Source organism: Pantoea sp. X-Soil-YNGN-785 (assembly GCF_059730585.1).
Genome location: NZ_AP035942.1, coordinates 3,308,806 through 3,334,407 on the forward strand (window position 1 = coordinate 3,308,806; position 25,602 = coordinate 3,334,407).

The window sequence follows — 25,602 nt, forward strand, 5'->3', positions numbered from 1 at the left end:
CCTAGTCTGGATTTTACCAACAGCCACAGGAGTCATCCCATGATTGCAGTTACAGGTGCCACCGGCCAGCTGGGCCGAATCGTTATCGATGCATTACTGAAAAAAGTTCCGGCGGCAGAAATTGTTGCCGCTGTGCGTACGCCCGCCAAAGCGGCCGATCTTGCTGCGCTGGGCGTGATTGTCCGCCAGGCCGATTATGGCCAGCCAGAGACGCTGGAGGCCGCTTTTGCAGGCGTGGATAAGCTGCTGCTGATCTCGGGCAGTGAAGTGGGCCAGCGTGAGGCGCAGCATAAAGCTGTCATCGACGCTGCAAAGGCTGCAGGCGTGGGCTTTATCGCCTACACCAGTCTGCTGCATGCGGATACCTCACCGCTGGGTTTAGGTGTTGAACATCGCGCGACTGAAGCGCTGCTGAAAGCCGCAGGCATCCCGTTCGCCCTGCTTCGCAACGGCTGGTACACCGAGAACTATGCCGCCAGCATTCCTCCGGCGCTGGCACATCATGCGTTTATCGGCGCGGCAGGTGAAGGCCGCATCGCGTCGGCTGCCCGACAGGATTATGCTGAAGCGGCGGCTGAAGTAATGACTCGTGACGATCAGGCGGGCAAAGTCTATGAGCTGTCCGGCGACGACAGCTATACGCTGGCGCAATTTGCTGCGGAGATTGCCGCACAGAGTGGTGAGAAGGTCGATTACGTCAATCTGTCTCAGGCTGACTTTGCCGCCGCGCTGAAAGGCGCTGGCCTGCCAGAGGGTCTGGCGGAGATGCTGGCGGATTCTGATGCCGGTGCAGAAAAAGGTGGCCTGTTTGATGATTCGCGTCAGCTGAGCAAACTGATCGGTCGCCCGACCACAAGCTGGCAGGCGGTGATCCGCGCAGCACTGGCGAACACTTAATCCAGCTCTCTCTGAGCGGGCAACCCTGCCCGCTCACTTCTCACTCCTGCCCTGATTTCCGTTGCGTATGCCATTTTCTGCACCCTTTGCGGCTGCGGTTTCTTTTACAAAATGTGAATAAATGCCAGTTTTCTTCAGCTTAAATTTTTTTATTCATGCTGCTAAGAGATTCATCCGAAATGTGTTTTTTGTGGATACCGCTATATTTGGTTGAATTGACTGGAATTTATTAAAAAGCCTCGATTAATCGACAATTTTTATTACGTTCATAGATATTCTGCATTGTTGTTCCGCAGGATGAGAGGTCTATAATTTCTCCTTTGTGCAACCACGACCGCTCAGGAGGCCGTTATTAATACCCATCGCCAGCAACAAAATGCACTTGAAGAGGTTCGTGCCGGGGCGGAAGTTGAGTATCAATACGATCCCCATGAACTGAAACTGGATCGCATGCAGGATTCTGAACCGGAACCGGAGCTGATTGAAGGCTTACCGGCACCGGATGCGCTCACGCCTGCCGATCGTTATCTGGAACTGTTTGAACATGTCCAGATGTCGCGGATTTTTGAGGACAGCAAAACCTTCCCCGACTGTTCGCCTAAGTACGATCCGCTGGATGTGCTGATGCGCTATCGTCGACAGAAACGCAGCAGTGATTTCGACCTGTCGCGTTTTGTCGCCGATCACTTTTATCTGCCTGGCGTAAACGAAAGTTTTTATGTCTCCAACCCGGATAAATCGCTCAATGAGCATATCGATGACCTGTGGCCGGTTCTGACCAAAATGCCGCAGCAGCATATGCCACACTCATCGTTGCTGCCGTTACCGAAACCCTATGTGGTACCGGGCGGACGCTTTGGCGAAACCTACTACTGGGACTCCTACTTCACCATGCTGGGCCTGGCGGAATCGGGCCGTGATGACCTGCTGCGTCACATGGCAGACAACTTTGCCTGGCTGATCGATAACTACGGCCATGTGCCAAATGGCAACCGTACTTATTATCTCAGCCGTTCTCAGCCGCCGGTTTTTGCCCTGATGGTGGAGCTGTTCGAAGAGGATGGCGTGCGCGGTGCTAAGCGCTATCAGGAACAGCTGATGAAGGAGTATCAGTTCTGGATGGATGGTGCCGGCTCACTGATGCCAAACCAGGCTTATCGTCACGTCGTGCGGATGCCAAATGGCTCGCTGCTGAACCGTTACTGGGATGACCGCGATACGCCACGTGATGAGTCGTGGATGGAAGATGTTGAAACCGCGCGCGAATCTAAACGTCCGGCCAGCGAAGTCTATCGTGACCTGCGTGCTGGTGCTGAGTCGGGCTGGGATTACTCCTCGCGCTGGCTGCGTAACCCGAAACGTCTGTCGAGTATCCGTACGACACAGTTTATCCCTATCGATCTGAACGCGTTCCTGTACAAGCTGGAGTTGATGATTGCCACCCTGTCGCACGCCAAAGGCGAAGAGCTGACGGCGCTGGCCTGGCAGAAAAAGGCGGAAACGCGGAAACGCGCTATTACCCGTTACCTGTGGGACAGCACCGCTGGTGTGTTCCGTGACTACGACTGGCGTCGTGAGCGTTTTGGTGCCTTTACCGTTGCCTCGGTCGTTCCGCTGTTTGTGGGTCTGGCGACGCCGCATCAGGCGCACCTGCAGTCAATCTCCCTGCGTCATCTGTTGCTGAGCAACGGTGGCCTGCTGACCTCAATGGTGGAAAGCGGTGAGCAGTGGGACCGTCCTAACGGCTGGGCACCGATGCAGTGGATGGCCGTTGTGGGTCTGAATAACTATGGTGAAGAGACGCTGGCAAGTGAAGTCGCGGTGAACTGGCTTAATACGGTTAATAACTTCTATCAGTTGCACCACAAGCTGGTCGAGAAGTATGACATCAGCGGCGACCGCGCCCGTCCCGGCGGCGGCGGCGAGTATCCATTACAGGATGGCTTCGGCTGGACGAACGGCGTTACACGTAAGCTGATGACGATGTATGGGCATTTAATGGCTGACTGAGTGTCGCAGCCTGTAAATCACTAAAACGCAAAAGCCGGGTCATTCCCGGCTTTTTTCATACAGGCATTCAGGCGTTACTTCTTCGCTTCTGCGCCCGGCTGCGACGCACGTTGCAGGAATTTCTGAGTCACTTCAGGCAGGTGTTGCAGCAGCCACTCCGCCATGGCCACTTCCTGATCGCGAATCTCGTTGAGGATGCGAACGCCCTGCGTATCGCCCACCTGCTCCGCCGCGGCAATCAGGCTGGTGTAGCTGGCGATCTCAGCATTCTCAAAAACGTAGCCACTGATGGCACCCTTCACCACTTCATCAGAGTTAAACATACCGCCCACCGCCTGGCCGGTCGCCGCCATTTTACCCATCGCATCTTTCACCACAGAGTGATCGATAGCGTGGCTGTCGAGCAGCTGTTCCAGCAGGGTCAGCTGATGCTTGGTTTCTTCCAGATGTTGCGCCAGACGCTGTTCCAGCGCCGGATAGTGTTCAAGACGGCCTGACATCTTGCTCAGCATGCTTTCTGCCTGCTTTTCCATCGCATGCGCATCGCGCAGCCAGTCATGATAATGTTCAATCGCAGTCATGTGTCACTCCTTAAGAGACGGTAATCGCCTCGGCTACCGAGGTGAGTTTCTCATCCGTTTGTTTCTCTTCATTCAGGGTCGCTGCCAGCAGCTCTGCCGCTTTGGTATACCCCAGCTTCAGCGCCAGTGCATGCAGCGTGCCGTAGGTGGCAATCTCATAGTGCTCAACTTTCTGTGCCGCACCGATCAGCCCCTGATCGCGGACTTCGCCCTTTTCGACCGAGTCGATAATTTCCTGGGCTTCTTCAACCAGACCTTCAAGCGCATGGCATTTCATTCTTTTGATTTTGACTTCAGGTGTCACGTCTACCAGTTCATCCAGTCGTTCAATCTGAGCACGGGTCTCTTCAAGATGCTGATTAAACGCAGCGATAAGATTTTCGTCACTGGCAGCACGCGCCATTTTAGGCAACGCACGGGTTATCTGTTTCTCAGCGCTGTATACATCGGAAAGGTCGTGGATGAACAGATCGTTTAACGTTTTCACTGTCATAAGATAGCCTCATTGATTAAAAAGCTGCGTCGGTAATAACGCAACGCCGGTCATATCGTTGGCACCTGAAAAGTTTAGTGGAGATTCTTAATATCGCACGCTGTGGCAGTATGAATTTAATACAAAAGTGGCATGCAAAATGCATTTTCCTTTTTACAGCAGTCATTTAGCCTAAAAGGTTTTTATGGCTGCGGCTTCGCTCGCTGCGGTGGAATTTGTACAAAGCAATAAATCTCTGTATAAATTTTTTAGGATTAAGTGCATAAAAAAAGCACCAGTCAAAACTTAGTTGTACAGAACTTTATTAAACCGTATAGCTTTAATCGATCGGAAATAAAAAAACCGGCAGGTAAAACCCAACCGGTTTAATTAACGGCATCTCTCTGTGTCAATGATAAATCAGCGACATAATTCAGGAGGTAATTATCTTGCAGGAAAATGAAAAGAGAATCTGTGCAGCCCGGCAAACGCGTTAAGCTGCCATCCGGCAGCCTTAAAAGCGTTTAGCTTCTGCGGCTTACCTTACCTCCCTTGCGCCCGGCTTCGATGGCACGTTCGGGATCGTTCTTAAAGTTCCCGCCACTTTTCTGACCGCCTTTGCGCCCTGCTTCCGCAGCACGCTCTTTGTCAGCCGCAAAATTCCCGGCCCCACCACGATATTGAGTCATTCTGTGTTCCTCTTTGAAATTAAAATCAGAATTTGCACAGTTAATGCTTAATCAGGCCGATTCAGCAATCTAAATGTAGACAGAAAACCGTACCGATCAAGCGAGATAAATAAAAAACCCGCTACCGATCTGACTTATTGGCAGCTCAACCCTCATCCGGACTGGTAACGCATTTCAACTATCGCTCTGTTCTATTCAAAAAAGAGCTACGGCTCCAAATACATTTCTTACAAAAATCGCCGCGCCCTATTAATCGATCATTTTCGAAAAATGTCCAATTGAAAAAACAGTAACCGAAGCGGTACTGAGATAACTTCATCAATATCAGTTAGTGAAGATGATCAACAAACGATCAATTTCCCTAAGCGAAGCGGTAAATATATTTACACGCCGCTGTTTTGGAAGCTGAATTAAGCGAGACGCAAGGCTTTGACCGCGCCAGCTGAAAATAGCTTATTTTGATCAATAAATGATCAATTACGCTGATTTAATGAAAATTTTAATCAGAATGATACGCAATAATTGGTACATATATTCAGAATTAAACGAAGCGGTGATATTCAGGTAAATCGGGGACGAAAATCGGGTTTTCGGAATAGTACTAAAAAGTGTTTTCTGTGGGGACATTCATAGGTTTTGTGAGCCTGCAGGCGGCGAGTAGAAGGAGAAATTAAAAAATGACGGATGGAATCGTGCAGTGCCTGTTGGGAAATCAGGCGTCAGTGGCCTGCAGGGAGGAAGCCTGGCAGCGTCAGAGGGGGTCAGACACGGCGGAATAAAAGGCAACACCGCGTTTACCGTTCTTCTTTATGCGGTACATGGCTTCATCAGCACGTGCCAGGGCGGTATCAAAGTCATCTTTTACCTCAACCTGTGACACGCCTACTGACGCGCCTATGTGCGCGTGCCCGTTAGCCAAATCAAAAGGGGTAAGTACCGCATCAAGGCAGGCATGCGCCAGCTGTCTGACCTGCGGCTGCCTGAGTGCAAACGGCAATAGCAGGACGAACTCATCGCCGCCGAGCCGGCCAATGATTACTTCTGCCGGGGAGAGCTCAGTCAATCGCTGGCTTAACTGAATTAACACTTCATCACCGCTGCGATGCCCCAGGGTATCGTTGACGTGTTTAAAGTTATCCAGATCAATAAAGACAACGCAGAGCGGCCCCTGCGCTTTCATTTCACAGAAATCATTTTGCAGGGCATGGCGATTATTGAGCAGCGTAAGGGGATCGTGCAGCGCCAGCAGGGCTAGCTGCTCTTCATATTGCTTCTCTTTGGTCATGTCGATGTGAGTGCCGATGACTTTAACCGGCTCGCCGTGCGCGTTCCACTCGCTGACCCGGCCCCGATCCAGCACCCACGTAATACTGCCATTTTTGGCGATCATGCGATGCAGCGCTTCATAGTAAGGCGCTTTTCCGGCGATGTGATCGTTAAACGCGCGCAAAACTTCGGCGGCATCATCAGGATGCAGACTCTCTTTCCACGATTCGAAGTTGGCGTCGGTTTCTTTAGGCTGGAAGCCGAGCATCGCGCCCCAGCGCCGGTTGAAGATCACCAGTTTGCCGCTGGGAATATCGAGCTGCCACAGGAATAATCCGGTGCCATCCAGCGCCGCGTTGAGTTTTGTACGGGCGTCATGCGCTATACGCTTCAGACGCGCATTATGCTTTTTCAGGTTCTGTATCTGCAGACGCAGCGCTTCTTCTGACATGATCATGAGAGAACTGTAAAAATGGCTATTGTGCCTGTCAGGTTGATTCTGTAAAGAGTGGCTACTAAAACACGATTAGCCGCGGCCAATTGCAGGCTGGACAGCACATCAGGCGGTGCGGGTCTGGCAACACAGCACAGAGGCGAAGCAGCAAATTGGTTTCACCGTGAAATCTGTTTGCATTGCTACAGCGTTGTGCGGCGAAATGCGCCGGACTGAAGTGAAATTCGGAAATGTCGGGGGAGTCTGGCGAACCTTCGATAACGGGTTCGTGCCATAACGCAAAAACCCGCCAGAGGCGGGTTCTTTAAAGATGGTGCCCGAACCCGGACTAAAATGCCGGGAGCATTTTTGCATCGCGCGTCAGCGCGACCCGAAGGGCGAGCCACAGGATGTGGCGAGTGTATCGAACCAGGGACAAGGGGCTTTTCAATCCCCCTTGCTGAGACTTTAGGTTTGATTTTTTTACCGGTTTTAATGTAGTAAATGGGCATTGACCCAATAAGCAGGTGTACACCCGAACTCCTGACGATTTACGCGAGCGCGGCAGGCCGCAAATCCTCAGCATGCCGCGCGTAATTCAGCGCGCCGGTTTGATGAGCCGTGACGCTGAAAGAGATAATCCTTATGCAGATATGGCGCTGTTGAAGCTGGAGAACGCGCTGGATTTGGCGTGTTCAGCCGCACACCGCTGGGTTATCGCTGCGTCTGGCTGCTGGTTGGTTACGATCAGCTGTCGATTAAGGTGTTTCAGGCTTCCCATTACGGCCTGATTAGCGGCAAAGAGCGCGATGAAATGCTCAGTAATGGCGGCCATCTGGTGCGTAAAGTATATGGCGTCGCGCAGCATTACCGTTCGTTCGCTGTAACGCGCGCCGATCTGGAGCAGAAGACAGTGATTGCCAGCGAAGCCGTCAAGCTGCTGGGCGACGTTGATCTGGAGGTGATGACGGGGAAAATGCTCTCCACCTTTTCACCGAACCTGAAAAAGCTGGCTGAAAATAGTGAAGCTTCTGAATAACTTTCTTGCGCTTCAGCAAAGCCTTTTATGTCCTTAGCGATGCTGATAAGGTTAACAGGCTTCGATGTAGCACCCCGTGACTGCGGGATGGTTGGATGTCTTTTACGGGGACAGAAAATCATCAGTCCGGCAGGCAAATCACCGCACATCCGATTTGGTCTGTAAGGCGCACGCCCTCTGTGAAAACCGCGCCGGAGCTTCAACTCCCGGAGTAACGAATACATCACCGGTCTGCGTGCAGGCCCTGAGCGCTGGCAATTGCTGGCGCTTTTTTATTTTCATCCCCGCAAAACTACTTTATCGCTGACAACCGCTTTTAGCGGCAGGACACTGGAACGGCATTATTGTTGTTGTCTCAACAACCAGCCAATGTTTCAGCAACCTGAGAGAGACGCTTACGCGGTTGCCACCTAAAACTTCATGACCTGAGAGAAGTGCTGCTTTTGCAGTGGTCGATCCGCTCAACCTCTTAATGCGGATGTCACCTGTGTGATGAGGTTCTTAGTACTGACCAGCCAACACGGCATAGCTATCCGCGCTTCCTGACGGAAAGCATTTATCCGTCAGGGATGAATGTTTCTCCGTCACTATTTCCCACTCCTGGAATAAACATCATGACTGCTACCACTACCAACAACGCTGCAAACAACGCCAGCACTACTTCTACCAAAGATGAATACTTCAACCTCAACATCAAGGGCTTGGGTTATCTGAGCAACATTCGCAGAATTGAAACCCTGAATGGTGGCTTTATTAGCGTAGTGATTAATGCGCTGAGCGGCCCTACTGACAACCCTACCTATGTGCGCTTTGATGCCACTAATGCCGGTAAAGAAGCAACGGACCTTGTAAGCCGCTGCCAGAAAGCCGTAGACGAGGACCACAAAGTGCTGCTTGGGTTTACTCTCAGTAACCTGACGTCTGACATATTCACGCTCAACAAAGGTGATCATGCAGGCGAACCAAGGGTTAGCCTGAAAGCAAGACTGATTAAGGTCCATTGGATCAAGATTGGTCAGGCGATTGTTTATAAGTCTGATAAAACTGAAGAAACTCCACCGCAACCTTCGCTGTCTAAAAAAAACTATGCAAGTAATTCGTTCTAACCCCAAAGCCACTTCATAGAGGCTTTTTTCATCACTACATCTTTATAGTTTAAACTTCAAGAGTTAAGTAGAAAAAAATAACGATGGGCAATTTAATTATCTAAATTTAGTTAAATTTTTAGAGGATCATAGCAACACCGGTCAAGAATAAAAAATAGCCTTTCCATCAGATTCCCTTACCGATATCATCGGTTACACATACAAGGAAATCGTGAGAGAAATGTTAATGAAATTGCAGTTATTTTAATTAACATTATGAAAAGCATGATAAAAAAGCTTCCCCCTCAGTTAAAAAATCATGAAGGAATCAAGAGTATCCTCAAGAAAAAGGATGTAATGATCTTTCTTGAAAATGATGCAATGGCAGAAGTTTCTCTTTTTTATTTGCCCTTTAAAACTGGCCATAATGACTTCACATATTTTTTTGAAATTATTAAGCAGGAGATACTCCTAAATTTTGCATTTAAATGTAGTGAAGTTGAAGGTAAAATTGGGTCTGAAGATCCCACGGAAGTGGAAAAATTATTTAAAAGAGCAATTAGACGCTTCAGTAAGCACACGGCTAAAGGTGAGTTGGGAGAGTTAATCTTATTTACACTGTTAGATGTGTATTTAGAAGCCCCCAAAATACTAAGTAAATTGTCTTTTAAAACAAGCCGTCGCGTTGCAGTTTTTGGAGCTGATGCTGTGCATGCTCAATATGTTGGCAATGATTTATTCATCTACTTTGGCGAATCAAAGCTCCACAAAGACTTTAATGGTGCAGCAACTGATGCCGTTACTTCAATTAAATCGGCCAGAGAGAAATTCAGAGATGAATTCGATTTAATTGAGAGCCATCTTGATTTCCCTAATATGACAGATGATCTACAAGATGATATTCTTGACTTCATTGACCCATATTCTGAAAATGATCATGGAAATAAAATACTTTCACCTTGCTTTATTGGGTTTGTAGATTCCAATTCATTCTCTAATTCAACCAATGAAAATGAGTTTTTTGAAAGCTATATTGATCTAGCTAAAATATATACAGTAAGTTATTTTAACAAACTCGTAGCCCAAGGGATTGAAATAAAAAAATCTTCACTCTTGCTTTTACCTTTTTCATCCACTGATGAACTCGTCCAGCAATTCATTGATTACTTAGGCATTCAAGAATGAATAACTTTTATTATAAACTAGCAAAAAAAATCACCAACTCGGATGATTACATTAAAGACAGGTCTTTATTATTTAAGTCATATATTAACCTAATGGTTGGCGATAGTGTCAGAATTGATAAAATCACTGTGAAAAAATTAATTTCCACCTCCCAGATATTTTATTACTCAGATGATGAAGTATTAAAGAAGGAGGGTACAGTAATTTTATCAATGTTGATTGAGGTTTGTGCTATAACATACAATGATATTATTCCAATTGCGAATCATATATATTACAACTCAGGTGACTTTCCTAATATAAGTTTATTGGAGAAAAGATTTCCAGACATATCATTTAATTTTAACTTATATACAGAAACGGCCAGGCATCTTCGCTTAGAAGCTAATACTGTCCAACAGTTGGCTTTTCCATTGACAAATTTTCAAAAAAATCTTTGGGATGAACTTCGTAACGGGGAAGATGTAATTTCTGTCGCCCCAACTTCAGCAGGAAAAACGCACATTATTCTTAGTTATCTAATTGAGGAGATAATTTCTAGTGACGGTGCTTTTGCCGCTATTGTGGTCCCAACTAGAGCTTTGATTACCGAAGTTTCATCGAAGATTTATGGGATCCTTCAGGAAAAGAGGCATGAGGATAAAGTTGAAATTTGTACAATCCCCAAAGATGAGCAATTTTTGGATAAAACTATTTTTGTTATGACACAGGAAAGATTATATGAAATTCTGCAGCGAGGTGATATTTCATTTAACTACTTGTTTATTGATGAGGCTCATAACATATCCGATGAAAGCCGTGGAGTGCTCTTACACATTACGCTCGAGAAGTTGTTAGAAGATAGTTCCCCTCAAATTATTATAGGCATGCCCTCACCTCAATATGCAAATAGTTTTTCAAGTGTATTTAGAGGCATTTCTTTTTCGAAAAGAATTACATCGCATTCACCAGTTTCGAAAATTCTAATATCAGTAACTCCAAAAAGTAGAAATCTTGTTATTGAACGTAAGGATACGGGTGATAATATTATTATACCCAAAAAATTTAACGGAACTAAACTTTCTGATATTGCTAAAAGGCTTGGCGGTGGTCAAAGTAATATCATTTATAGAAACCAAACGAACTCATGCGATAATACTGCAGATGAAATAGCTAAGCTGATTAAAGAAGATGTCAACAACCCTAGTCTTGAGGAAGCTGCAGAGTATATCGAGAGCTTTATTCATGAGGAGTATAGTTTAGCTAACAATTTAAGGCGTGGTGTGGCCTTTCATTATGGACCATTACCAACCTCTGTTAGAGTATTGGTAGAAAACTTGGTCAAAGAGGGGCTTGTAAACTATATTGTTTGCACAAGCACCTTAGCCGAAGGTGTTAATTTACCGGCAAAAAATCTTTTTCTTCACGATCCTATAAACCGAGTCCCATATAAACCGTCTACTAGATTGGAAGATGTAAAAATAAATAATATCACGGGGCGAGCTGGTAGGATGCTTGAGCATTTTTCTGGGAATGTTTTCTTGATCGAGCCAGAGAAATGGCAGTATACAGATTATTTTGATGACACAGAAAAAAAGGAAGACAAAATCCCTACATATTTTAACCTCATGAATAAAAATATGAGTGATATCATTTCAGTTTTAAGAGGTGGCGCGGCTATTGAGGAAAGTGATAATTATAAATTTTATACAGTTGCAAATAAGCTTATCAAGAGTTTCTCTAGTGATGAACTTAACGAAACGTTTTCCTCCCCCGAAATAACCCTTAATAAGTCAGACATTGAGGAATTGAGAAAGTCCGTAAAATTTGCAATTGAATCAATAAAAGTCCCCCAGTTTGTTTTAGAGTCTAATCCTACTATTGGTTACATTCAGCAGAACAAAATTCATAGTTTTTTAAGTAACGTTGATAACCTCAGTCTTTGGTCTTTACCTCATCCTAAATCTGATGAACTATATGATCGCCTGCTCAAAATATGCGACAAATTAATTGAGTTTGGCATATTTAATCCTACAGATTCATACTCCTCATCCTACATTACTATGATTTCGAGAAAATGGGTTAAAGGATTTAGCCTCAAAGAAATGATTAATGATCAAATTAATTGGGATTTAAATCATAAACCAAAAAAATCAAAGGTTAAAGATGATGAAAGTTCTGGGGGTAACATAAATTCATCAGTTAGAAATATAATAAAAGTAATAAATAATGATATTAGATTCAAGCTTTCAAATGCAGTAAAGTGCTATCAATTGCTCCTTGCAGATGTTGCGAACTTGAAGGGGATAGAAGTTCCTTCCGTGAAGTTACATTATTTTCTTGAGATTGGAGCTAGCGAGGAGCGTATGATGTCATTGTTGAATTTAGGTCTGTCCAGGGAGGCAGCAAAAGAGCTACATGATAAACTCCCAAGAGGGGTTAGTATTACATCGATAAGTGACCTTGAAAATGTGCTTGAGAACTTTAGCCAAAATAGCCTCCATGCTATTATGATTAAAGAGATAAGGCATTTAATTAGCCGTGGCTAATTTTTTGAGGTAATCATTGTAGGCATCTTTAAGAACCTGAGAGGAACACTTTTCATCAATAAATTTGTTTCTTGTATTGATTTCTGTTTTGTAGGTTAAAAATGCATTGGAAAAATCTAAGCTTAAGTTTTTCCCATTGTGATCTAATCCTTTTACTTTCAAAACTGAGCAACCATCGTGGTCTGATAGGAAGTTAACTATTTCTAGAATACTCTCTTTAGAAAAATCAGACTCGTTACCTTTATTGATATCTAAATTAAATGCCAGTTGCATACCTTGCCCAATATAAGGCGCGGAACTAAGCTGTCTAATAAATTCAGGTGCACTTTCTGTTAAGTCATTTAACAAAGAAGAATTTAGATTGAATTGAAGGCTGCTAAACTCAGGAACATTATTGAGAGAATCAAACTCTTTTTCTTTCGGAATTAGATTTATTGATATTTTTTCTGCTCTATTACTGTTAAATTGCTCAAGAACGAACTTAGCTACACTTTTAACTGTACCACTGGGGCCTGATGTAAAACCAAATATTACTTTTCTTTCAGGGATTATACACAAAAAATATGGGTCTCCCACAATACCTTGGTTTAAACTTATTCCTGTAATATTTCCATCTTTAGTTGCTTTTGTTTGCCATGTATTTCTCTCTTTAACGACAGTCAGAACGTAAGCATCATCAATACCATAGCTGTTATCTTGGATTTTAATTAGATGTTTCTTGCCTCTATAATTCATAATCCTTGTTTTACTGTCATCATTTTCAATACTTCTAAAATGAGAGGGGAATGCAGAAAAAAAACCATCGCAAGCGTTAATATTCAAAAATATAACAGTGGCATTTTTCTTAATTTTGTTGTCATTCATAGCCTAAGCCTCAATGAACTCACCAGTAACTGTATAAATCAACAGTATTTTAGCACATCAATCATTAAGTGTCTATTTTAGCATTATAATTAACCTCTTACTCACTTTCCGAGTTTTATACTTAATACTCTCATTGAAGTGATTTAATGTGGAATATCACTTCTTATTAAATCAATGCATCAAAATTTCCATATGGTAACTATCAGATGACTTAACTTTCTCGACAATTGAGATATTTTTTGATTCTTGATAAATTAATTGGAGATGAATGATGCCGTTTCAACGTTGTGTGGCGGTAGTGTTTTTACTTACCGCAAAATTTGCGATGGGTATAGAGTCTCACCAAAGAGCACGGTTTTCTATTTAATCTGTTATGGGGATGGCCTTGGAAGCTGATCGGTGTGCTGCTGGCATCGCTATTTTTCAGCCTGGTAATGGAGTACATCGGCATTGCATTCTTCTGGCCAGATCAAGGTGCGGCGCATAGCCAGCAGGTGATGCAGATCGAGAGCGGCTATCTCTCAACTGAGTTCACGCGCAGCCTGCTGCTGTCACAGCCAACGGTGACAGTCACAGCTTGGGTAACACAGGTTTATCAGTGGCTGGTTGTCGACAGCGGTTTGCAGGGATGGATCGCTCAGCAAAATCAGGCAATAGAAGGCGGTGGTAATGCTGTTGCTGCCGGATTGAGTGCCGCTAGCCGCTGGCTGGCATCGGCGCTGCGGGAATACTTGCTGGCGACGGTGTATGTCGCGGTGGTGACGCTGATCCGCGTGACGATTCTGGTGTTATCCATACCGCTATTTCTGATGGTGGTACTGGTCGCGGTGGTTGATGGCTTGGGGCGGCGAGATCTGCGGCGCTATGGCGCGGCATATGAATCCAGCTTTGTTTATCATCATGCCAAACGCTTCGTTAAACCCGCGTTCTATGTGCCCTGCATGGTGTATCTATCGTGGCCATCGGCTGTGTACCCAAATCTGCTGCTGCTGCCTGCTACGCTGTTGCTGGGAATGGCGCTGGCGGTGCTGACAGCGTCATTCAAGAAGTATTTGTAAGCTGGACGACAGCGTGCAAAGCTCGACTTTTCACGCTGTCGTCAGCAGACAAGCCGCAAAGGCGGCGCGGCAGAATCTTATCATCGACAAGGATAACTATGACTTACATCACTAATGTTAATTTTAAAAAACATCCTGCATTTGGAAATTTGGAAGTGGAGTTTTCTTCAAAAGATCTAGTTAGTAATAAGAATGTTTACACCTTAGTAATTGGTGAAAATGGCACAGGAAAAAGTGAATTACTAAAAATAATCATAAACACACTTCGTAAATACAGCCTAAGTAATGACGATGCAAAAAAAACCACTATCGAAATTAAAAATGACAACAATAGCGTGTTATGGCCAGAGAAGATTATAGCTTCGACATTTAGCGTTAATGATAAATTTCCTTTTTCCAAAGATGATGTCAATGAGAAAAATAATTATTATTATGGAGGAATGAGATCTACAGGGAATAGTATTTTTATAGGTAACTACAGAGCAGCTCTTTTTCATAATTTTCACTATATCTCATTAGATAAAAAGAAAGATGATATTTTCTCTGATTTCCTTCAGTTTATGGATCTCCCTAAAGTCTATCGATTTGTTTTCTCTTTAACATCTGACGCTAGAAGTAAGCTTAAATCTGTTAGAAACAATGAATCAGAATTGGTTCTAGATGCCATCAATAATATTGATGGTGACCTTTCAAATATAAATACATCAAGAGGAACAAGACGGGCTAGATTTGACCATGAGTCACTATTCCTGTTAAAAAACATTGCAGATGCCAATAACTTAACTCTTGATGGTTCCTTCTCAGTTAAAATCAGTATAGATTACAACAAAGAGAAATCAGACACCACCATTTCTGCTGCTTTAGTCAAGTTATTGGCTGCGCGAATAATTGGAATTACAAACCTGAGAGACGATGGCAAAGATGATTTATTAAATCTTAGCTCGGGCCAATTCAGTCTAATTAAAAACATGTCTACCTTAGTAAAAGAGGCCCAAGATAATTCATTAATTTTACTTGATGAGCCTGAAATTAGCTTACATCCAGCCTGGCAGATTAAATATTTAGACATGATCGACAAAATATTAAAACCTTATAAGGCTTGCCATGTCATTATTGCCACTCACTCTCATCTTTTGGTTAGTAGTCTTCCTATAGAGAATTCAAATATACTTGTAACAAGAAGCGAAAATGGTGTTTTAAGCATTTCTCCCTTAGATGCGACGCCTTCTGGTTGGTCTTCAGATATGTTGCTTTATAGTGTTTTTGGGGTGTTGACTCGAGGAAACAAGGCGTTTGAAAGTGACATTAGAACATTAGCAAACCAACTCAGTAAATGGGACGCAGATGGTAAAAAGCTAAAAGAATATCAAGTTTCCCTACAAAGATTAGAGAAGTATAAATTTCCAGATAATGATCCTATCTCATTATTTTTGATCAATGCGAGAAAAGCATTAGAGGGAAAAAAATGAAAGAACGATTTAAGTTTATCAAGCCAAAGTCTAGTTTTAAATATGACAAAGAACACTTGCCCTACGTTCTTAGGTTCAATGAAATAGGATCTAAATCTTGGACTGGAAAACTCAAAGATGAAATCGGGCTTGAATATGGCGACATTACAATTAGAGATAATTTGATCGATAAAATTAAGAAGCACTTAGTCATCTCTCAAGATGAATATTGCTACTATTGCGGACGATCTTTTTATATTTTTGGCCCTAGCCCTAGTCATCTTTCATATATTCACATTGATCATTTCTTGCCAAGGAATGCAGAAAACAAAAAATATGGCAAGTATGCATTTGAACCGAACAATTTGGTTTTAGCCTGTTTTATTTGTAATGGCTTCACTGTTAAAGGCAACAAAGACTTTTGCGCAACACCAGATGCACCTTATGAATCGATGGAGTTCTTAATTGTTCATCCATTCCTTGAAAACATTGAAGAACACCTTAAAATCAATCTAACTAATGGAGTGGCGGAAATTATAAGTGACGATATAAAGAAAGCTGACTTGATGATTACAACATTTGGAATCAACGATGAGAATATGATATTTGACAGACTAGCTAATATTAACGCTTTAAAAGATGCACTTCCAGACAAAGAAGAGGAGAAAGTTGATGAGTTACTTAACTCAATCTCTGTGAGTGGTATCACTAGCAGTATTTAATTGTTGTAACGCGAAATTCACTTAAGGATTCCTGATTCTAACAATAAAAAATATTTTGCATGCACTCCCCCTCTACTGGTGCATGCAACATGAAGTTAAAATCTTCCTTACAGTATTTTATTAGCCTTGTGCTAATCATTATTTCCTCATCAACTTATTCATCTGAACTCGACGAACTCGCCACCACCCAACGCCTACTAGACCAAGTCCAGCTCTCCCTCGACCGTGCTCGCACCGTTGCTGCCCAATCTGATCCCAATGAGCGCCGCCGTTATCTGTTTGACTCGAAGAAAACTAACGAAGACCTCAACACAATGCGTGCCGGTAATGACCGTTACACACAGCCTTCGCGTGCGCAGCCAATTCAGGCAAGGTCAGCGGCGATTAGACCTGAGTCCGTCCGCTATGGCGATGACCGCCTCGCAAATTAATGCGTTTAAAACTGCATCCGGCGACTTCGATATTAGCGTTCTGTATATAATGTTTATTGTATTTTTTCTAATGTGTGCTGTTTCTCTCGGCAGCATGAACAGCAATGGATGTCTGGCATGACCAAGTAAATACCAAAGTTAGGTATACCGCTCTTGCCCGATTTGTTATCTGTTCTGTGGCTTTACTGATCGACTGCATCAGGATGATCGCTTATCTGGCTTCAAGGACCTTCAGGTGATGTGTCTGGGCTACGAGTTGATTGTGGCCTAGCTAACATGCAAACCGGCTCTGGCCGAACTTCCATCCCTTGAAGCGCCGGAATCCAACGGCGGTAATAAATGAATGGATCAGACCACAGGTTACGCGGAAGACTCCATTATCTTCATGGGTTTGCTGATTTGTGTAGTGGCATTTACAGGGTCGCAACCAGCACGGTCCATAGTAACGAGCGCGCCACCTGGACCAGGTTTGGCTCCATCGTCGCAACCGGCGTCATGTTGCTGGTCGCGACAATTTGGCTGCTCGGCCAGTCTGCCGAAATCATTCTGTAATGAGGATAAGCATACAGACAATCCGTTTCTTTCCCGATCGACTTAATGCCGAACCTGTAGTGTTTCGCGGTTTCACCACGCTGGGATTAGGGCTGGCGGCATTGATTGGATTAGCGGTTGGAGGAAATGAAACAGCAGATGGGCAATGGCGATCGCTCAATAAACGCAAAAACCCGCCAGAGGCGGGTTCTTTAAAGATGGTGCCCGAACCCGGAATCGAACCAGGGACACGGGGATTTTCAATCCCCTGCTCTACCGACTGAGCTATTCGGGCAACGGGGCGCATTAAACCAAAGCGGCCCGGCAGCGTCAAACGCTTTTCACCAAAATCACATCGACTGACGGCTTTTCCATCAACTCAAATATCGGGTTTGACCCGGCGCAAAAATCTCGCGTCTGGCCGGATAAATTTTAGTCAGCGGAGCGGTAAAGGCTCCATTGTGCCGCGATTTTGCCGATATAGGAGGCGAGACCAACACTAATAATAAGGATCGCCATGTTTTCCACCATTACATCAGGTATCACTTCACGCCACGGCTGGCAGAAGCGGGCTCACTCAGCGGCCACGCTGAGCTCGCTCAACGGCTCCATCGCCATGGTTGAGTTCTCCCCCGATGGCACCATTCTCAGCGCCAATGCGCTGTTTCTGGCGCGCATGGGCTACACGCTGGCGGAGATTGAAGGCCAGCACCACAGCCTTTTTTGCACGCCGGAACAGCTTCAGTCGCGGGACTATCAGGATTTCTGGCTGCGGCTGAACCGGGGCGAAAGCTTCAGCGATAAATTTCTGCGCATGGCGAAAAACAGCCGCCCGATCTGGCTGGAAGCCAACTATGTGCCGGTGCAGAACCGCCATGGCCGGGTGATTAAAATCGTCAAACTGGCCACCGACATTACGGGCCATATCAACGATGCCCAGGAGCAGCGCGCCATTACCACCGCCATTGAACGGTCGATGGCGGTCATCGCCTTTAACCTCAAAGGTGAAGTGCTGAAAGCCAACGACAATTTTCTGAAAACCATGGGCTACCGTCGTGAAGAGGTCGAAGGGATCCACCACAGTCGTTTCTGTTCGCAGGCTGTACGCGACAGCCGCGAATATAGCGAGTTCTGGCAGCAACTGAACCGGGGTGAATTTGTCTCGGGTCAGTTTCCCCGGGTGAATAAACGGGGTGAGACGGTCTGGCTGCGTGCCACCTATAACCCGGTTTTTGATGAACAGGGCCGGCTCTACAAAATCGTCAAATTCGCCACGGATGTGACCGCACAGGTGGAAAAGAATCAGCAGGAGCATGATGCGGCGCAGCGGGCTTATCACACCGCACTGCAAACGGATGAAAGCACAAAGCTGGGTGCCGATGTGATCGCCAGCAGCGTGGAAACCATGAATGCGCTGGCGGGTGAACTGCAGGGGATCTCCGGTGATATTACCGGCCTGAGTGAGTCTTCTGATCGTATCGGCGCGATTGTGGAAGGTATTCGCCGGATCGCCGATCAGACCAACCTGCTGGCGCTGAATGCCGCCATTGAAGCAGCGCGGGCGGGCACCCATGGCCGCAGCTTTGCTGTGGTGGCTAATGAAGTCCGCACGCTGGCAGCCAACATTAACCGCGCCACTACCGACATTGAAAACCGGATTCAGCAAAATCATCTACTGGCAAGCCGTGCGCTGAAAGGTATTGAGTCGAACCTGAAACGTGCCGATCAGGGTGTACAGCTGGCTCAGGAGGCGGGCGGCGTGATTGCAGAAATCCGTGAAGGCGCAACGGACGTGGTGCGTGCCATCGGACAGGTCACTAAAACGCTTAAAGTCTGATGCTCTGCGGGGGCCTTCGCCCCCCTTTTTTACGGTGTGGCCTGAGCGGGTGCTTCTGGCACCGGCGGGATAAAGATATGGTCCAGAATATCCCGCATCACGGGCGCAGCCGTTACCCCTTCCCCGCCACCATTCTCCAGAATTAACGCCACCGCCACTTTCGGGTCATTAAACGGTGCAAAGGCGGTGTAGAAGATATGGTCACGCAGCCGCACTGGGATCATCTTCGCGTTATAAGTCTGGTTCTGACGCAGGCTGAATACCTGTGACGTCCCGCTCTTCGCCGCGATGCCATAAGGAGCCGTATGGAAATATTTATAACCGGTGCCGTTGGGCGCGTTAGCCATGCCAAACATCGCGTGACGCACCAGCGACCAGTATGGTGAGTGAGGATCGCCAATCTGCGCCTCGTGCTGTTGTGGATGGTAGTTTTCCACCAGCGTGCCGCGCTGGGTTTTCTCCAGCAGGTGCGGTGCGATGACCCGACCGTTATTGATCAGTGCGACCATCGCCTTCACCATCTGAATCGGCGTCGCAATCCAGTAGCCCTGACCAATGCCTACCGAAACCGTATCGCCCTGATACCAGGCCTTTTTATGCACCTTCTGCTTCCACTCACGGCTTGGTAATAAGCCGTTGTACTCTTCATTCAGGTCGATGCCGGTCGATTTACCATAGCCAAACTGGCTGAGCATGGTGTGAATCCGGTCAATGCCCATCATGAAAGCCACCTGATAGAAGAAGGTGTCGGCAGACTCTTCTATCGCGCGAGTGACATCCAGCATGCCGTGCCCGGTTTTCTTCCAGTCGCGATAGCGCCGGTCCGTGCCCGGCAGCGTCCAGGTCGGCGCACCAAAGAACTGCGACTGTGGCGTAATCACATGGGTCAGCAGCGCCGACATCGCCATATAAGGCTTCACCGTGGAAGCGGGTGGATAGAGTCCCTGCGTGACGCGGTTGATCAGCGGCAGGTCTTTATCCTGCAGCAGCTTTTTGTAGGCCTGATAGCTGATGCCTTTCACAAACGGATTCGGGTCGTAGCTGGGACTGGAGACCATCGCCAGCACGGAGCCGTCGCGCGGATCTTCAATCAGCAGCGCCGCACGCTGTCCGGCCAGCAGGCTCTCCACATACTGTTGCAGATGCAGATCCAGCGTCAGCGTCAGGTTTTTACCCGCGACCGGCGGCACCTCTTTCAGCACCCGCACAATGCGGCCATGGTTATCCACTTCCACTTCCTGATAGCCCGGCTTGCCATGCAACAGCGCTTCGTAATAGCCCTCAATCCCCTGCTTGCCGATGTTGTGGTCAGCCGCATAGTTTTCGGCGATACCTTCCGCATTCAGCCGTTTGTAGTCGTTATCGTTGATTTTCGAGACATAACCGATCACATGGGCCAGATCGGCCCCATAGGGATATTCACGATCCTGGTAGGTCTCAATGCTGGCACCGGTAAAGCGGAACTGATTGACCGCAAAGCGGGCAACCTGCTCTTCGGTCAGCTCCTCCTTCAGCACGACCGGCTTGTAACGACTGGTCTGCTTCAGCGCACGGCGGAAAGTGTCGATCTCATCGGGTGTCAGATTTACGATCGGCGTCAGCGCCCGCAGCGTGGCGTTCATATCGTCAATTTTATAAGGCGTCAGCGTGATGGCGTACCAGCTGACGTTACGCACCAGCGGAATACCGTTGCGGTCATAAATCAGCCCGCGCGTCGGGGCGATGGGGATCATCTTGATGTCATTCTGGTTGGAGCGCGTCTGGTAGTAGGCATGGTCGCGCACCTGTAAGCGGAAAAGGTTTACGCTAAGAATAGTGAAACAGAGACAGACCAGAGCAAAGGCGATTGCGGCGCGACGGGCAAACAGCTTCTCTTCAGCATCGAAGTTACGAAAGTTCATCAGGGGGCATTATCAGGCGACTAATTATTATCTGTTATTGCACACTATGATAAAGCGCGATCGCCGGCGTGCCAGCGCGAAGATGCACAAGCCTCGGCAAAAGTGTGTCATTTGATGTGAATGTTACCGGGAAAGCGAGGCGGGAAACTCAGATCCTCCGGTTAAGGAGGATCTGAACAGGCGATCGGGCAGCAGGCGGGAATCGTCACCCGCCGCGCGGATTAATCACCCAGCAGGACAGACTCCAGCGCAATCTTGATCATGTCGTTGAAGGTTGTCTGACGCTCAGCAGCAGTCGTCTGCTCGTGCGTACGGATATGGTCTGATACGGTACAGATGGTCAGCGCTTTCGCACCGAACTCTGCAGCCACACCGTAGATACCCGCAGCTTCCATCTCAACGCCGAGGATGCCATATTTTTCCATTACGTCGAACATCTGCGGATCCGGCGTGTAGAAGAGATCGGCAGAGAAGATGTTACCTACGCGCGCTTCAACACCCAGGTTTTTCGCCGCATCAACCGCGTTACGCACCATGTCGAAGTCAGCAATCGCCGCGAAGTCGTGATCTTTGAAACGCATACGGTTCACTTTGGAATCAGTGCAGGCACCCATACCAATCACGATATCACGCAGTTTTACATCAGGGCGTACGGCACCGCAGGAGCCGACACGGATGATCTTCTTAACGCCGAAGTCCGTGATCAGCTCTTTGGTGTAGATGGAGCAGGAAGGGATACCCATTCCGTGACCCATTACAGAGACTTTACGGCCTTTGTATGTGCCGGTGTAGCCCAGCATGCCGCGCACGTTGTTCACTTCAACCGCATTTTCCAGGAAGGTTTCTGCGATGTGTTTTGCGCGCAGTGGATCGCCAGGCATCAGTACGACGTCTGCGAAATCACCCATTTCAGCATTAATATGAGGGGTTGCCATTGTTTAATCCTTATTAAATTGCTGATTTACAGCATGTTCTTGCCATAGTCCATCTCGGACAGGCCAAAATAGTGTGCAATTGTCTGACCAATATCAGCGAAAGTCTCGCGGTATCCCAGTGAACCCGGCTCCACTTTCGGTCCGTAGATCAGAATCGGAATGTGCTCACGCGTATGCTCGGTGCCTTCCCAGGTCGGATCACAGCCGTGGTCAGCAGTCAGGATCAGGATGTCATCTTCGCCAACCAGCGCCATCAGCTCAGGCAGACGACGGTCAAACAGCTCCAGCCCGCCCGCATAACCGGCGACATCACGGCGATGTCCCCAGGTTGAATCGAAATCAACGAAGTTGGTGAACACAATCGCCTGATCCGGCGCGGTTTTCATCTCCTGAATCGTCGCGTCAAACAGCGCATCCAGACCGGTCGCTTTGACCTTTTTGGTAATGCCCTGCTCCGCATAGATATCGGCGATTTTACCCACGGAGATCACGTGACCGCCCTTCTCATCCACCAGCTTTTTCAGCATGGTGGCGGATGGTGGCTCAACAGCCAGATCGTGACGGTTGCCGGTACGCTCGAACTGACCCGCTTTATCACCCACAAACGGACGGGCGATCACGCGGCCAATGTTGTAGCCCCCTTCGGTCAGCTCTTCACGGGCGATTTCGCACAGCGCATAGAGCCGCTCAAGACCAAAGGTCTCTTCGTGACAGGCGATCTGGAATACGGAGTCCGCAGAGGTATAGAAAATCGGCTTGCCGGTTTTCATATGCTCTTCGCCCAGCTGGTCGAGGATCACCGTACCTGAAGAGTGGCAGTTACCGAGATAGCCCGGCAGGTCGGCGCGCGCAACCAGCTTGTCCAGCAGTTCCTGCGGGAAGCTGTTCTCTTTGTCGCTGAAGTAGCCCCAGTCAAACAGCACCGGCACACCGGCGATCTCCCAGTGGCCTGACGGCGTATCTTTACCTGACGAAAGCTCACTGGCGTAAGCATACGCGCCGGTGATTTTTGCCTCAGGATCCAGACCCGCCGGGAAGCGGCCGGTCGACAGCTCGGCGGCTTTACCCAGCCCCAGCGCGGTGAGATTAGGCAGATGCAATGGGCCTTTACGTCCCTTGTCTGCTTCACCGTTAAAACAGGCTTCGGCGATATGACCCAGGGTATCTGAACCTGCGTCGCCGAATTTATCGGCATCTTTACTGGAGCCAATTCCAAAGGAATCGAGAACCATAATAAAAGCACGTTTCATGCAAGTCTCCTGCGCATTGGCGCGTGACAAGTCAAAAAAAAGCGATCAGATCAGTATACCCGAATGCATCGCGGCTGGCACCGGTTACTGGTCAGTTAGCTGAGATCGCTCACACGGCGATAGATGACCGGCGTCTCAGCCGGGGCGGAATCCCCGAGCACCAACGCAGCTTTAACCGCTGCGGCGGCCTGCTGCCATTTGTCTTCGCTGCTGGCGTGAATGACCGCCAGCGGACGATGCGCATCGGCACGTTCGCCCAGGGTGATCATTTCGCTGAAGCCGACGCTGTAATCGATGCTGTCGCTGGCGCGCTGACGTCCGCCGCCCATCGCCACCACCGCCAGACCCAGCGCACGGGTATCCATGCTGCTGACGATGCCTGGCTGGTCGGCATAGACCGGTTTGCTTAGCAATGGCGCGGGCAGATAAGCGTCGTAACGTTCGACGAAATCAGCCGGTCCCTGCTGGGCAGCGACCATGCGGCCAAACACCTCAGCCGCCTTACCGTTATCCAGCACCGTCATCAGCTTCTGACGCGCGTCGGCGTCGCTGGCGGCGAGTTTGCCGGAGATCAGCATTTCGCTACAGAGCGCCAGCGTCACTTCCAGCAGGCGCGGATTCCGCTGTTCACCGGTCAGGAAGCGCACCGCTTCGCGCACTTCCAGCGCGTTACCGGCTGAAGAAGCGAGAACCTGATTCATGTCCGTCAGCAGCGCGGTGGTCTGGCAGCCTGCGCCGTTGGCAACGCCAACAATCGACTGCGCCAGACTTTCTGAGGCTTCATAGGTTGGCATAAATGCGCCGGAACCCACTTTGACATCCATAACCAGCGCATCCAGCCCTTCTGCCAGCTTCTTGGCCAGAATCGAGGCGGTGATCAGCGGAATGGAATCGACGGTGGCGGTGATGTCACGCGTCGCGTAGAAGCGCTTATCCGCCGGGGCCAGCGAGCGGGTCTGGCCGATAATCGCCACACCGACCTGCTTAATGATGTCGCGGAAACGGTCATCACTGGGGAAAATATCGAAGCCCGGAATCGCTTCCAGTTTATCCAGCGTGCCGCCGGTATGACCCAGACCACGACCGGAAATCATCGGCACATATCCACCGCAGGCAGCGACCATCGGCCCTAACATCAGCGACGTCACATCGCCGACGCCGCCGGTCGAGTGCTTATCCACCACCGGCCCGTTAAGATTGAGTGATTTCCAGTTAAGTACCGTACCGGAATCACGCATCGCCATCGTCAGCGCGACCCGCTCTGGCAGCGTCATGTCGTGGAAATAAATGGTCATCGCCAGCGCGGCAATCTGACCTTCCGAGACGGTGTTATCACGCACGCCATTAATGAAGAAGCGAATCTCCTCTTCAGTCAGCGCCTGGCCGTCACGTTTTTTGCGAATAATTTCTTGTGGCAGAAACAAAGTAGCCCCCTGGTTCAGGGAAATCAGGATGGAGAACAGGCGGTCAGCGACCGCCTGAAAGATCAGTAACCCGCTTTGCTGGTGTCGCTGTCATGACCCAGGGTGTTGAGCAGGCTCGCCAGCAGGCTTGATGCACCAAAGCGGAAATGGCGTGCATCGGCCCAGTCGGCACCCAGCGTCTCTTCTGCCATCTGCAGATAGATCGCGGCATCTTCAGCAGTGCGCACGCCGCCCGCCGGTTTAAAGCCAACTTCCTTACTAACGCCTTTGTCACGGATCACATTCATCATGATCTGCGCCACTTCCGGCGTGGCGTTAACCGGCACTTTACCGGTGGAGGTTTTAATGAAGTCGGCACCCGCGTCGATAGCAATCTCAGAAGCCTGACGGATCAGCGCTTCTTCTTTAAGCTCACCGGTTTCGATGATGACTTTCAGCAGCACGTTCGCTTCAGCACAGGCGGTTTTACAGGCTTTCACCAGATCGAAACCAACCTGACTGTTACCGGCGATCAGCGCGCGGTACGGGAAGACCACATCCACTTCATCTGCACCGTAGGCGATGGCGGCGCGGGTCTCTGCCAGTGCAATATCGATGTCGTCATTGCCGTGCGGGAAGTTAGTTACCGTGGCGATGCGGATTTCCGGCGTACCCTGCTCGCGCAGCGTTTTACGCGCAATCGGAATAAAGCGCGGATAGATACAGATGGCGGCGGTGTTACCTGCCGGGGATTTAGCCTGATGACAGAGGGCGATCACTTTTGCGTCGGTGTCGTCGTCATTCAGGGTGGTTAAATCCATCAGTTTCAGGGCGCGCAGGGCAAGAGGTTTAATATCGGTCATGAGGCTCTCCAAAAGATCGGGGTGCAACCCACCGGCTTGCCGGCGGAATGTTATAATAATAACACTCAGAAGCGGCCTGATATGTGCCAGTAGTCACATAGGGATAAGAAATTGATGCAATTGTGTCACAATCACTGTGACTTAAATCGCAGATAACAGCGTTTAATGGCCATT

20 protein-coding genes, 1 tRNA gene and 3 pseudogenes are annotated in these 25,602 nt (G+C 48.1%); 13 read left to right on the plus strand and 11 right to left on the minus strand.

Annotated elements, in window-relative coordinates; genetic code table 11:
* Positions 1-39 precede the first annotated feature (39 nt).
* Entirely contained in the window at positions 40-897 is an 858-nt protein-coding gene (locus AC6I8E_RS15355; RefSeq protein ID WP_013359004.1) for an SDR family oxidoreductase, read from the plus strand.
* Positions 898-1,248: 351 nt separating this feature from the next.
* Positions 1,249-2,907 carry an alpha,alpha-trehalase TreF gene (gene treF / locus AC6I8E_RS15360; protein WP_071822194.1) on the plus strand — a complete coding sequence of 553 codons (1,659 nt, stop codon included), beginning with the start codon at positions 1,249-1,251 and terminating at the stop codon, positions 2,905-2,907.
* A gap of 74 nt (positions 2,908-2,981) precedes the next feature.
* Here the strand turns inward: treF and AC6I8E_RS15365 are convergent, their stop codons facing one another.
* From AC6I8E_RS15365 to AC6I8E_RS15380, 4 genes are all read right to left on the minus strand, one after another.
* Entirely contained in the window at positions 2,982-3,488 is a 507-nt protein-coding gene (locus tag AC6I8E_RS15365) for a ferritin-like domain-containing protein (protein ID WP_147790041.1), read from the minus strand.
* A 10-nt stretch (positions 3,489-3,498) separates the two neighbouring features.
* A complete protein-coding gene (locus AC6I8E_RS15370; RefSeq protein WP_033784034.1) occupies positions 3,499-3,981 on the minus strand; it encodes a YciE/YciF ferroxidase family protein in 483 nt (160 codons plus the stop codon).
* A 503-nt stretch (positions 3,982-4,484) separates the two neighbouring features.
* Positions 4,485-4,649 (minus strand): con-10 family general stress protein, encoded by a 165-nt coding sequence (locus tag AC6I8E_RS15375; protein ID WP_004571242.1) that lies wholly within the window; start codon positions 4,647-4,649, stop codon positions 4,485-4,487.
* A 751-nt stretch (positions 4,650-5,400) separates the two neighbouring features.
* Positions 5,401-6,366, minus strand: a complete 966-nt coding sequence (locus tag AC6I8E_RS15380) for a sensor domain-containing diguanylate cyclase (RefSeq protein ID WP_013359008.1) — start codon at positions 6,364-6,366, stop codon at positions 5,401-5,403.
* Positions 6,367-6,932: 566 nt separating this feature from the next.
* On the opposite strand from AC6I8E_RS15380, the pseudogene AC6I8E_RS15385 reads away from it, so the two are divergent.
* The 4 genes and pseudogenes from AC6I8E_RS15385 (at position 6,933) to AC6I8E_RS15400 (ending at position 12,185) form a co-directional block, all read left to right on the plus strand.
* Positions 6,933-7,387, plus strand: a pseudogene (locus tag AC6I8E_RS15385) (PFL_4669 family integrating conjugative element protein).
* Positions 7,388-8,001: 614 nt separating this feature from the next.
* On the plus strand, positions 8,002-8,493 hold the full coding sequence (locus AC6I8E_RS15390) for an STY4534 family ICE replication protein (protein ID WP_497824195.1): 492 nt from the start codon (positions 8,002-8,004) through the stop codon (positions 8,491-8,493).
* Positions 8,494-8,829: 336 nt separating this feature from the next.
* Positions 8,830-9,657, plus strand: a complete 828-nt coding sequence (locus AC6I8E_RS15395; protein ID WP_497824196.1) for a HamA C-terminal domain-containing protein — start codon at positions 8,830-8,832, stop codon at positions 9,655-9,657.
* Positions 9,654-12,185, plus strand: a complete 2,532-nt coding sequence (locus tag AC6I8E_RS15400; protein WP_497824197.1) for a DEAD/DEAH box helicase — start codon at positions 9,654-9,656, stop codon at positions 12,183-12,185. The genes AC6I8E_RS15395 and AC6I8E_RS15400 overlap by 4 nt, the downstream gene beginning before the upstream one ends.
* Here the strand turns inward: AC6I8E_RS15400 and AC6I8E_RS15405 are convergent.
* Positions 12,168-13,049, minus strand: a complete 882-nt coding sequence (locus AC6I8E_RS15405; RefSeq protein WP_497824198.1) for a hypothetical protein — start codon at positions 13,047-13,049, stop codon at positions 12,168-12,170. The genes AC6I8E_RS15400 and AC6I8E_RS15405 overlap by 18 nt on opposite strands.
* 344 nt (positions 13,050-13,393) lie before the next feature.
* On the opposite strand from AC6I8E_RS15405, the pseudogene AC6I8E_RS15410 reads away from it, so the two are divergent.
* The 6 genes and pseudogenes from AC6I8E_RS15410 to AC6I8E_RS15435 all read left to right on the plus strand — a co-directional run.
* Positions 13,394-14,107, plus strand: a pseudogene (locus tag AC6I8E_RS15410) (TIGR03747 family integrating conjugative element membrane protein); the annotation flags it as partial.
* A 98-nt stretch (positions 14,108-14,205) separates the two neighbouring features.
* A complete protein-coding gene (locus AC6I8E_RS15415) occupies positions 14,206-15,576 on the plus strand; it encodes an AAA family ATPase (RefSeq protein ID WP_497824199.1) in 1,371 nt (456 codons plus the stop codon).
* Positions 15,573-16,277, plus strand: coding sequence for an HNH endonuclease (locus tag AC6I8E_RS15420; RefSeq protein WP_497824200.1), 705 nt, complete (start codon positions 15,573-15,575; stop codon positions 16,275-16,277). The genes AC6I8E_RS15415 and AC6I8E_RS15420 overlap by 4 nt, the downstream gene beginning before the upstream one ends.
* An 89-nt stretch (positions 16,278-16,366) precedes the next feature.
* A complete protein-coding gene (locus AC6I8E_RS15425; RefSeq protein ID WP_497824201.1) occupies positions 16,367-16,708 on the plus strand; it encodes an integrative conjugative element protein, RAQPRD family in 342 nt (113 codons plus the stop codon).
* A gap of 339 nt (positions 16,709-17,047) precedes the next feature.
* A complete protein-coding gene (locus AC6I8E_RS15430) occupies positions 17,048-17,260 on the plus strand; it encodes a DUF2976 domain-containing protein (RefSeq protein ID WP_497824202.1) in 213 nt (70 codons plus the stop codon).
* Between the two features lie 11 nt (positions 17,261-17,271).
* Positions 17,272-17,382: pseudogene (locus AC6I8E_RS15435) on the plus strand (DUF3487 family protein); the annotation flags it as partial.
* Between the two features lie 76 nt (positions 17,383-17,458).
* Here the strand turns inward: AC6I8E_RS15435 and AC6I8E_RS15440 are convergent.
* Positions 17,459-17,534, minus strand: a tRNA-Phe gene (locus tag AC6I8E_RS15440).
* 222 nt (positions 17,535-17,756) lie between these two features.
* On the opposite strand from AC6I8E_RS15440, the gene AC6I8E_RS15445 reads away from it, so the two are divergent.
* Positions 17,757-19,076 (plus strand): methyl-accepting chemotaxis protein, encoded by a 1,320-nt coding sequence (locus tag AC6I8E_RS15445; protein ID WP_013359009.1) that lies wholly within the window; start codon positions 17,757-17,759, stop codon positions 19,074-19,076.
* A 29-nt stretch (positions 19,077-19,105) separates the two neighbouring features.
* Here the strand turns inward: AC6I8E_RS15445 and mrdA are convergent, their stop codons facing one another.
* The 5 genes from mrdA to deoC all read right to left on the minus strand — a co-directional run bounded on the left by mrdA (position 19,106) and on the right by deoC (position 25,428).
* Positions 19,106-20,977, minus strand: coding sequence for a penicillin-binding protein 2 (gene mrdA, locus AC6I8E_RS15450; RefSeq protein WP_013359010.1), 1,872 nt, complete (start codon positions 20,975-20,977; stop codon positions 19,106-19,108).
* A 221-nt stretch (positions 20,978-21,198) separates the two neighbouring features.
* Positions 21,199-21,912 (minus strand): purine-nucleoside phosphorylase, encoded by a 714-nt coding sequence (deoD, locus tag AC6I8E_RS15455; protein WP_013359011.1) that lies wholly within the window; start codon positions 21,910-21,912, stop codon positions 21,199-21,201.
* A 26-nt stretch (positions 21,913-21,938) separates the two neighbouring features.
* On the minus strand, positions 21,939-23,162 hold the full coding sequence (gene deoB, locus AC6I8E_RS15460) for a phosphopentomutase (protein ID WP_033784036.1): 1,224 nt from the start codon (positions 23,160-23,162) through the stop codon (positions 21,939-21,941).
* A gap of 95 nt (positions 23,163-23,257) precedes the next feature.
* Entirely contained in the window at positions 23,258-24,586 is a 1,329-nt protein-coding gene (gene deoA / locus AC6I8E_RS15465; RefSeq protein WP_497824203.1) for a thymidine phosphorylase, read from the minus strand.
* 62 nt (positions 24,587-24,648) lie between these two features.
* On the minus strand, positions 24,649-25,428 hold the full coding sequence (deoC, locus tag AC6I8E_RS15470; protein ID WP_013359014.1) for a deoxyribose-phosphate aldolase: 780 nt from the start codon (positions 25,426-25,428) through the stop codon (positions 24,649-24,651).
* Positions 25,429-25,602: the final 174 nt, after the last annotated feature.

Coding starts and splice junctions, on each gene's coding strand:
- AC6I8E_RS15355 (WP_013359004.1), top strand. CDS start 40: ATGATTGCAGTTACAGGTGCCACCGGCCAGCTGGGCCGAATCGTTATC.
- AC6I8E_RS15365 (WP_147790041.1), bottom strand. CDS start 3,488: ATGACTGCGATTGAACATTATCATGACTGGCTGCGCGATGCGCATGCG.
- AC6I8E_RS15370 (WP_033784034.1), bottom strand. CDS start 3,981: ATGACAGTGAAAACGTTAAACGATCTGTTCATCCACGACCTTTCCGAT.
- AC6I8E_RS15375 (WP_004571242.1), bottom strand. CDS start 4,649: ATGACTCAATATCGTGGTGGGGCCGGGAATTTTGCGGCTGACAAAGAG.
- AC6I8E_RS15380 (WP_013359008.1), bottom strand. CDS start 6,366: ATGTCAGAAGAAGCGCTGCGTCTGCAGATACAGAACCTGAAAAAGCAT.
- AC6I8E_RS15390 (WP_497824195.1), top strand. CDS start 8,002: ATGACTGCTACCACTACCAACAACGCTGCAAACAACGCCAGCACTACT.
- AC6I8E_RS15395 (WP_497824196.1), top strand. CDS start 8,830: ATGATCTTTCTTGAAAATGATGCAATGGCAGAAGTTTCTCTTTTTTAT.
- AC6I8E_RS15400 (WP_497824197.1), top strand. CDS start 9,654: ATGAATAACTTTTATTATAAACTAGCAAAAAAAATCACCAACTCGGAT.
- AC6I8E_RS15405 (WP_497824198.1), bottom strand. CDS start 13,049: ATGAATGACAACAAAATTAAGAAAAATGCCACTGTTATATTTTTGAAT.
- AC6I8E_RS15415 (WP_497824199.1), top strand. CDS start 14,206: ATGACTTACATCACTAATGTTAATTTTAAAAAACATCCTGCATTTGGA.
- AC6I8E_RS15420 (WP_497824200.1), top strand. CDS start 15,573: ATGAAAGAACGATTTAAGTTTATCAAGCCAAAGTCTAGTTTTAAATAT.
- AC6I8E_RS15425 (WP_497824201.1), top strand. CDS start 16,367: ATGAAGTTAAAATCTTCCTTACAGTATTTTATTAGCCTTGTGCTAATC.
- AC6I8E_RS15430 (WP_497824202.1), top strand. CDS start 17,048: ATGAATGGATCAGACCACAGGTTACGCGGAAGACTCCATTATCTTCAT.
- AC6I8E_RS15445 (WP_013359009.1), top strand. CDS start 17,757: ATGTTTTCCACCATTACATCAGGTATCACTTCACGCCACGGCTGGCAG.
- mrdA (WP_013359010.1), bottom strand. CDS start 20,977: ATGAACTTTCGTAACTTCGATGCTGAAGAGAAGCTGTTTGCCCGTCGC.
- deoD (WP_013359011.1), bottom strand. CDS start 21,912: ATGGCAACCCCTCATATTAATGCTGAAATGGGTGATTTCGCAGACGTC.
- deoB (WP_033784036.1), bottom strand. CDS start 23,162: ATGAAACGTGCTTTTATTATGGTTCTCGATTCCTTTGGAATTGGCTCC.
- deoC (WP_013359014.1), bottom strand. CDS start 25,428: ATGACCGATATTAAACCTCTTGCCCTGCGCGCCCTGAAACTGATGGAT.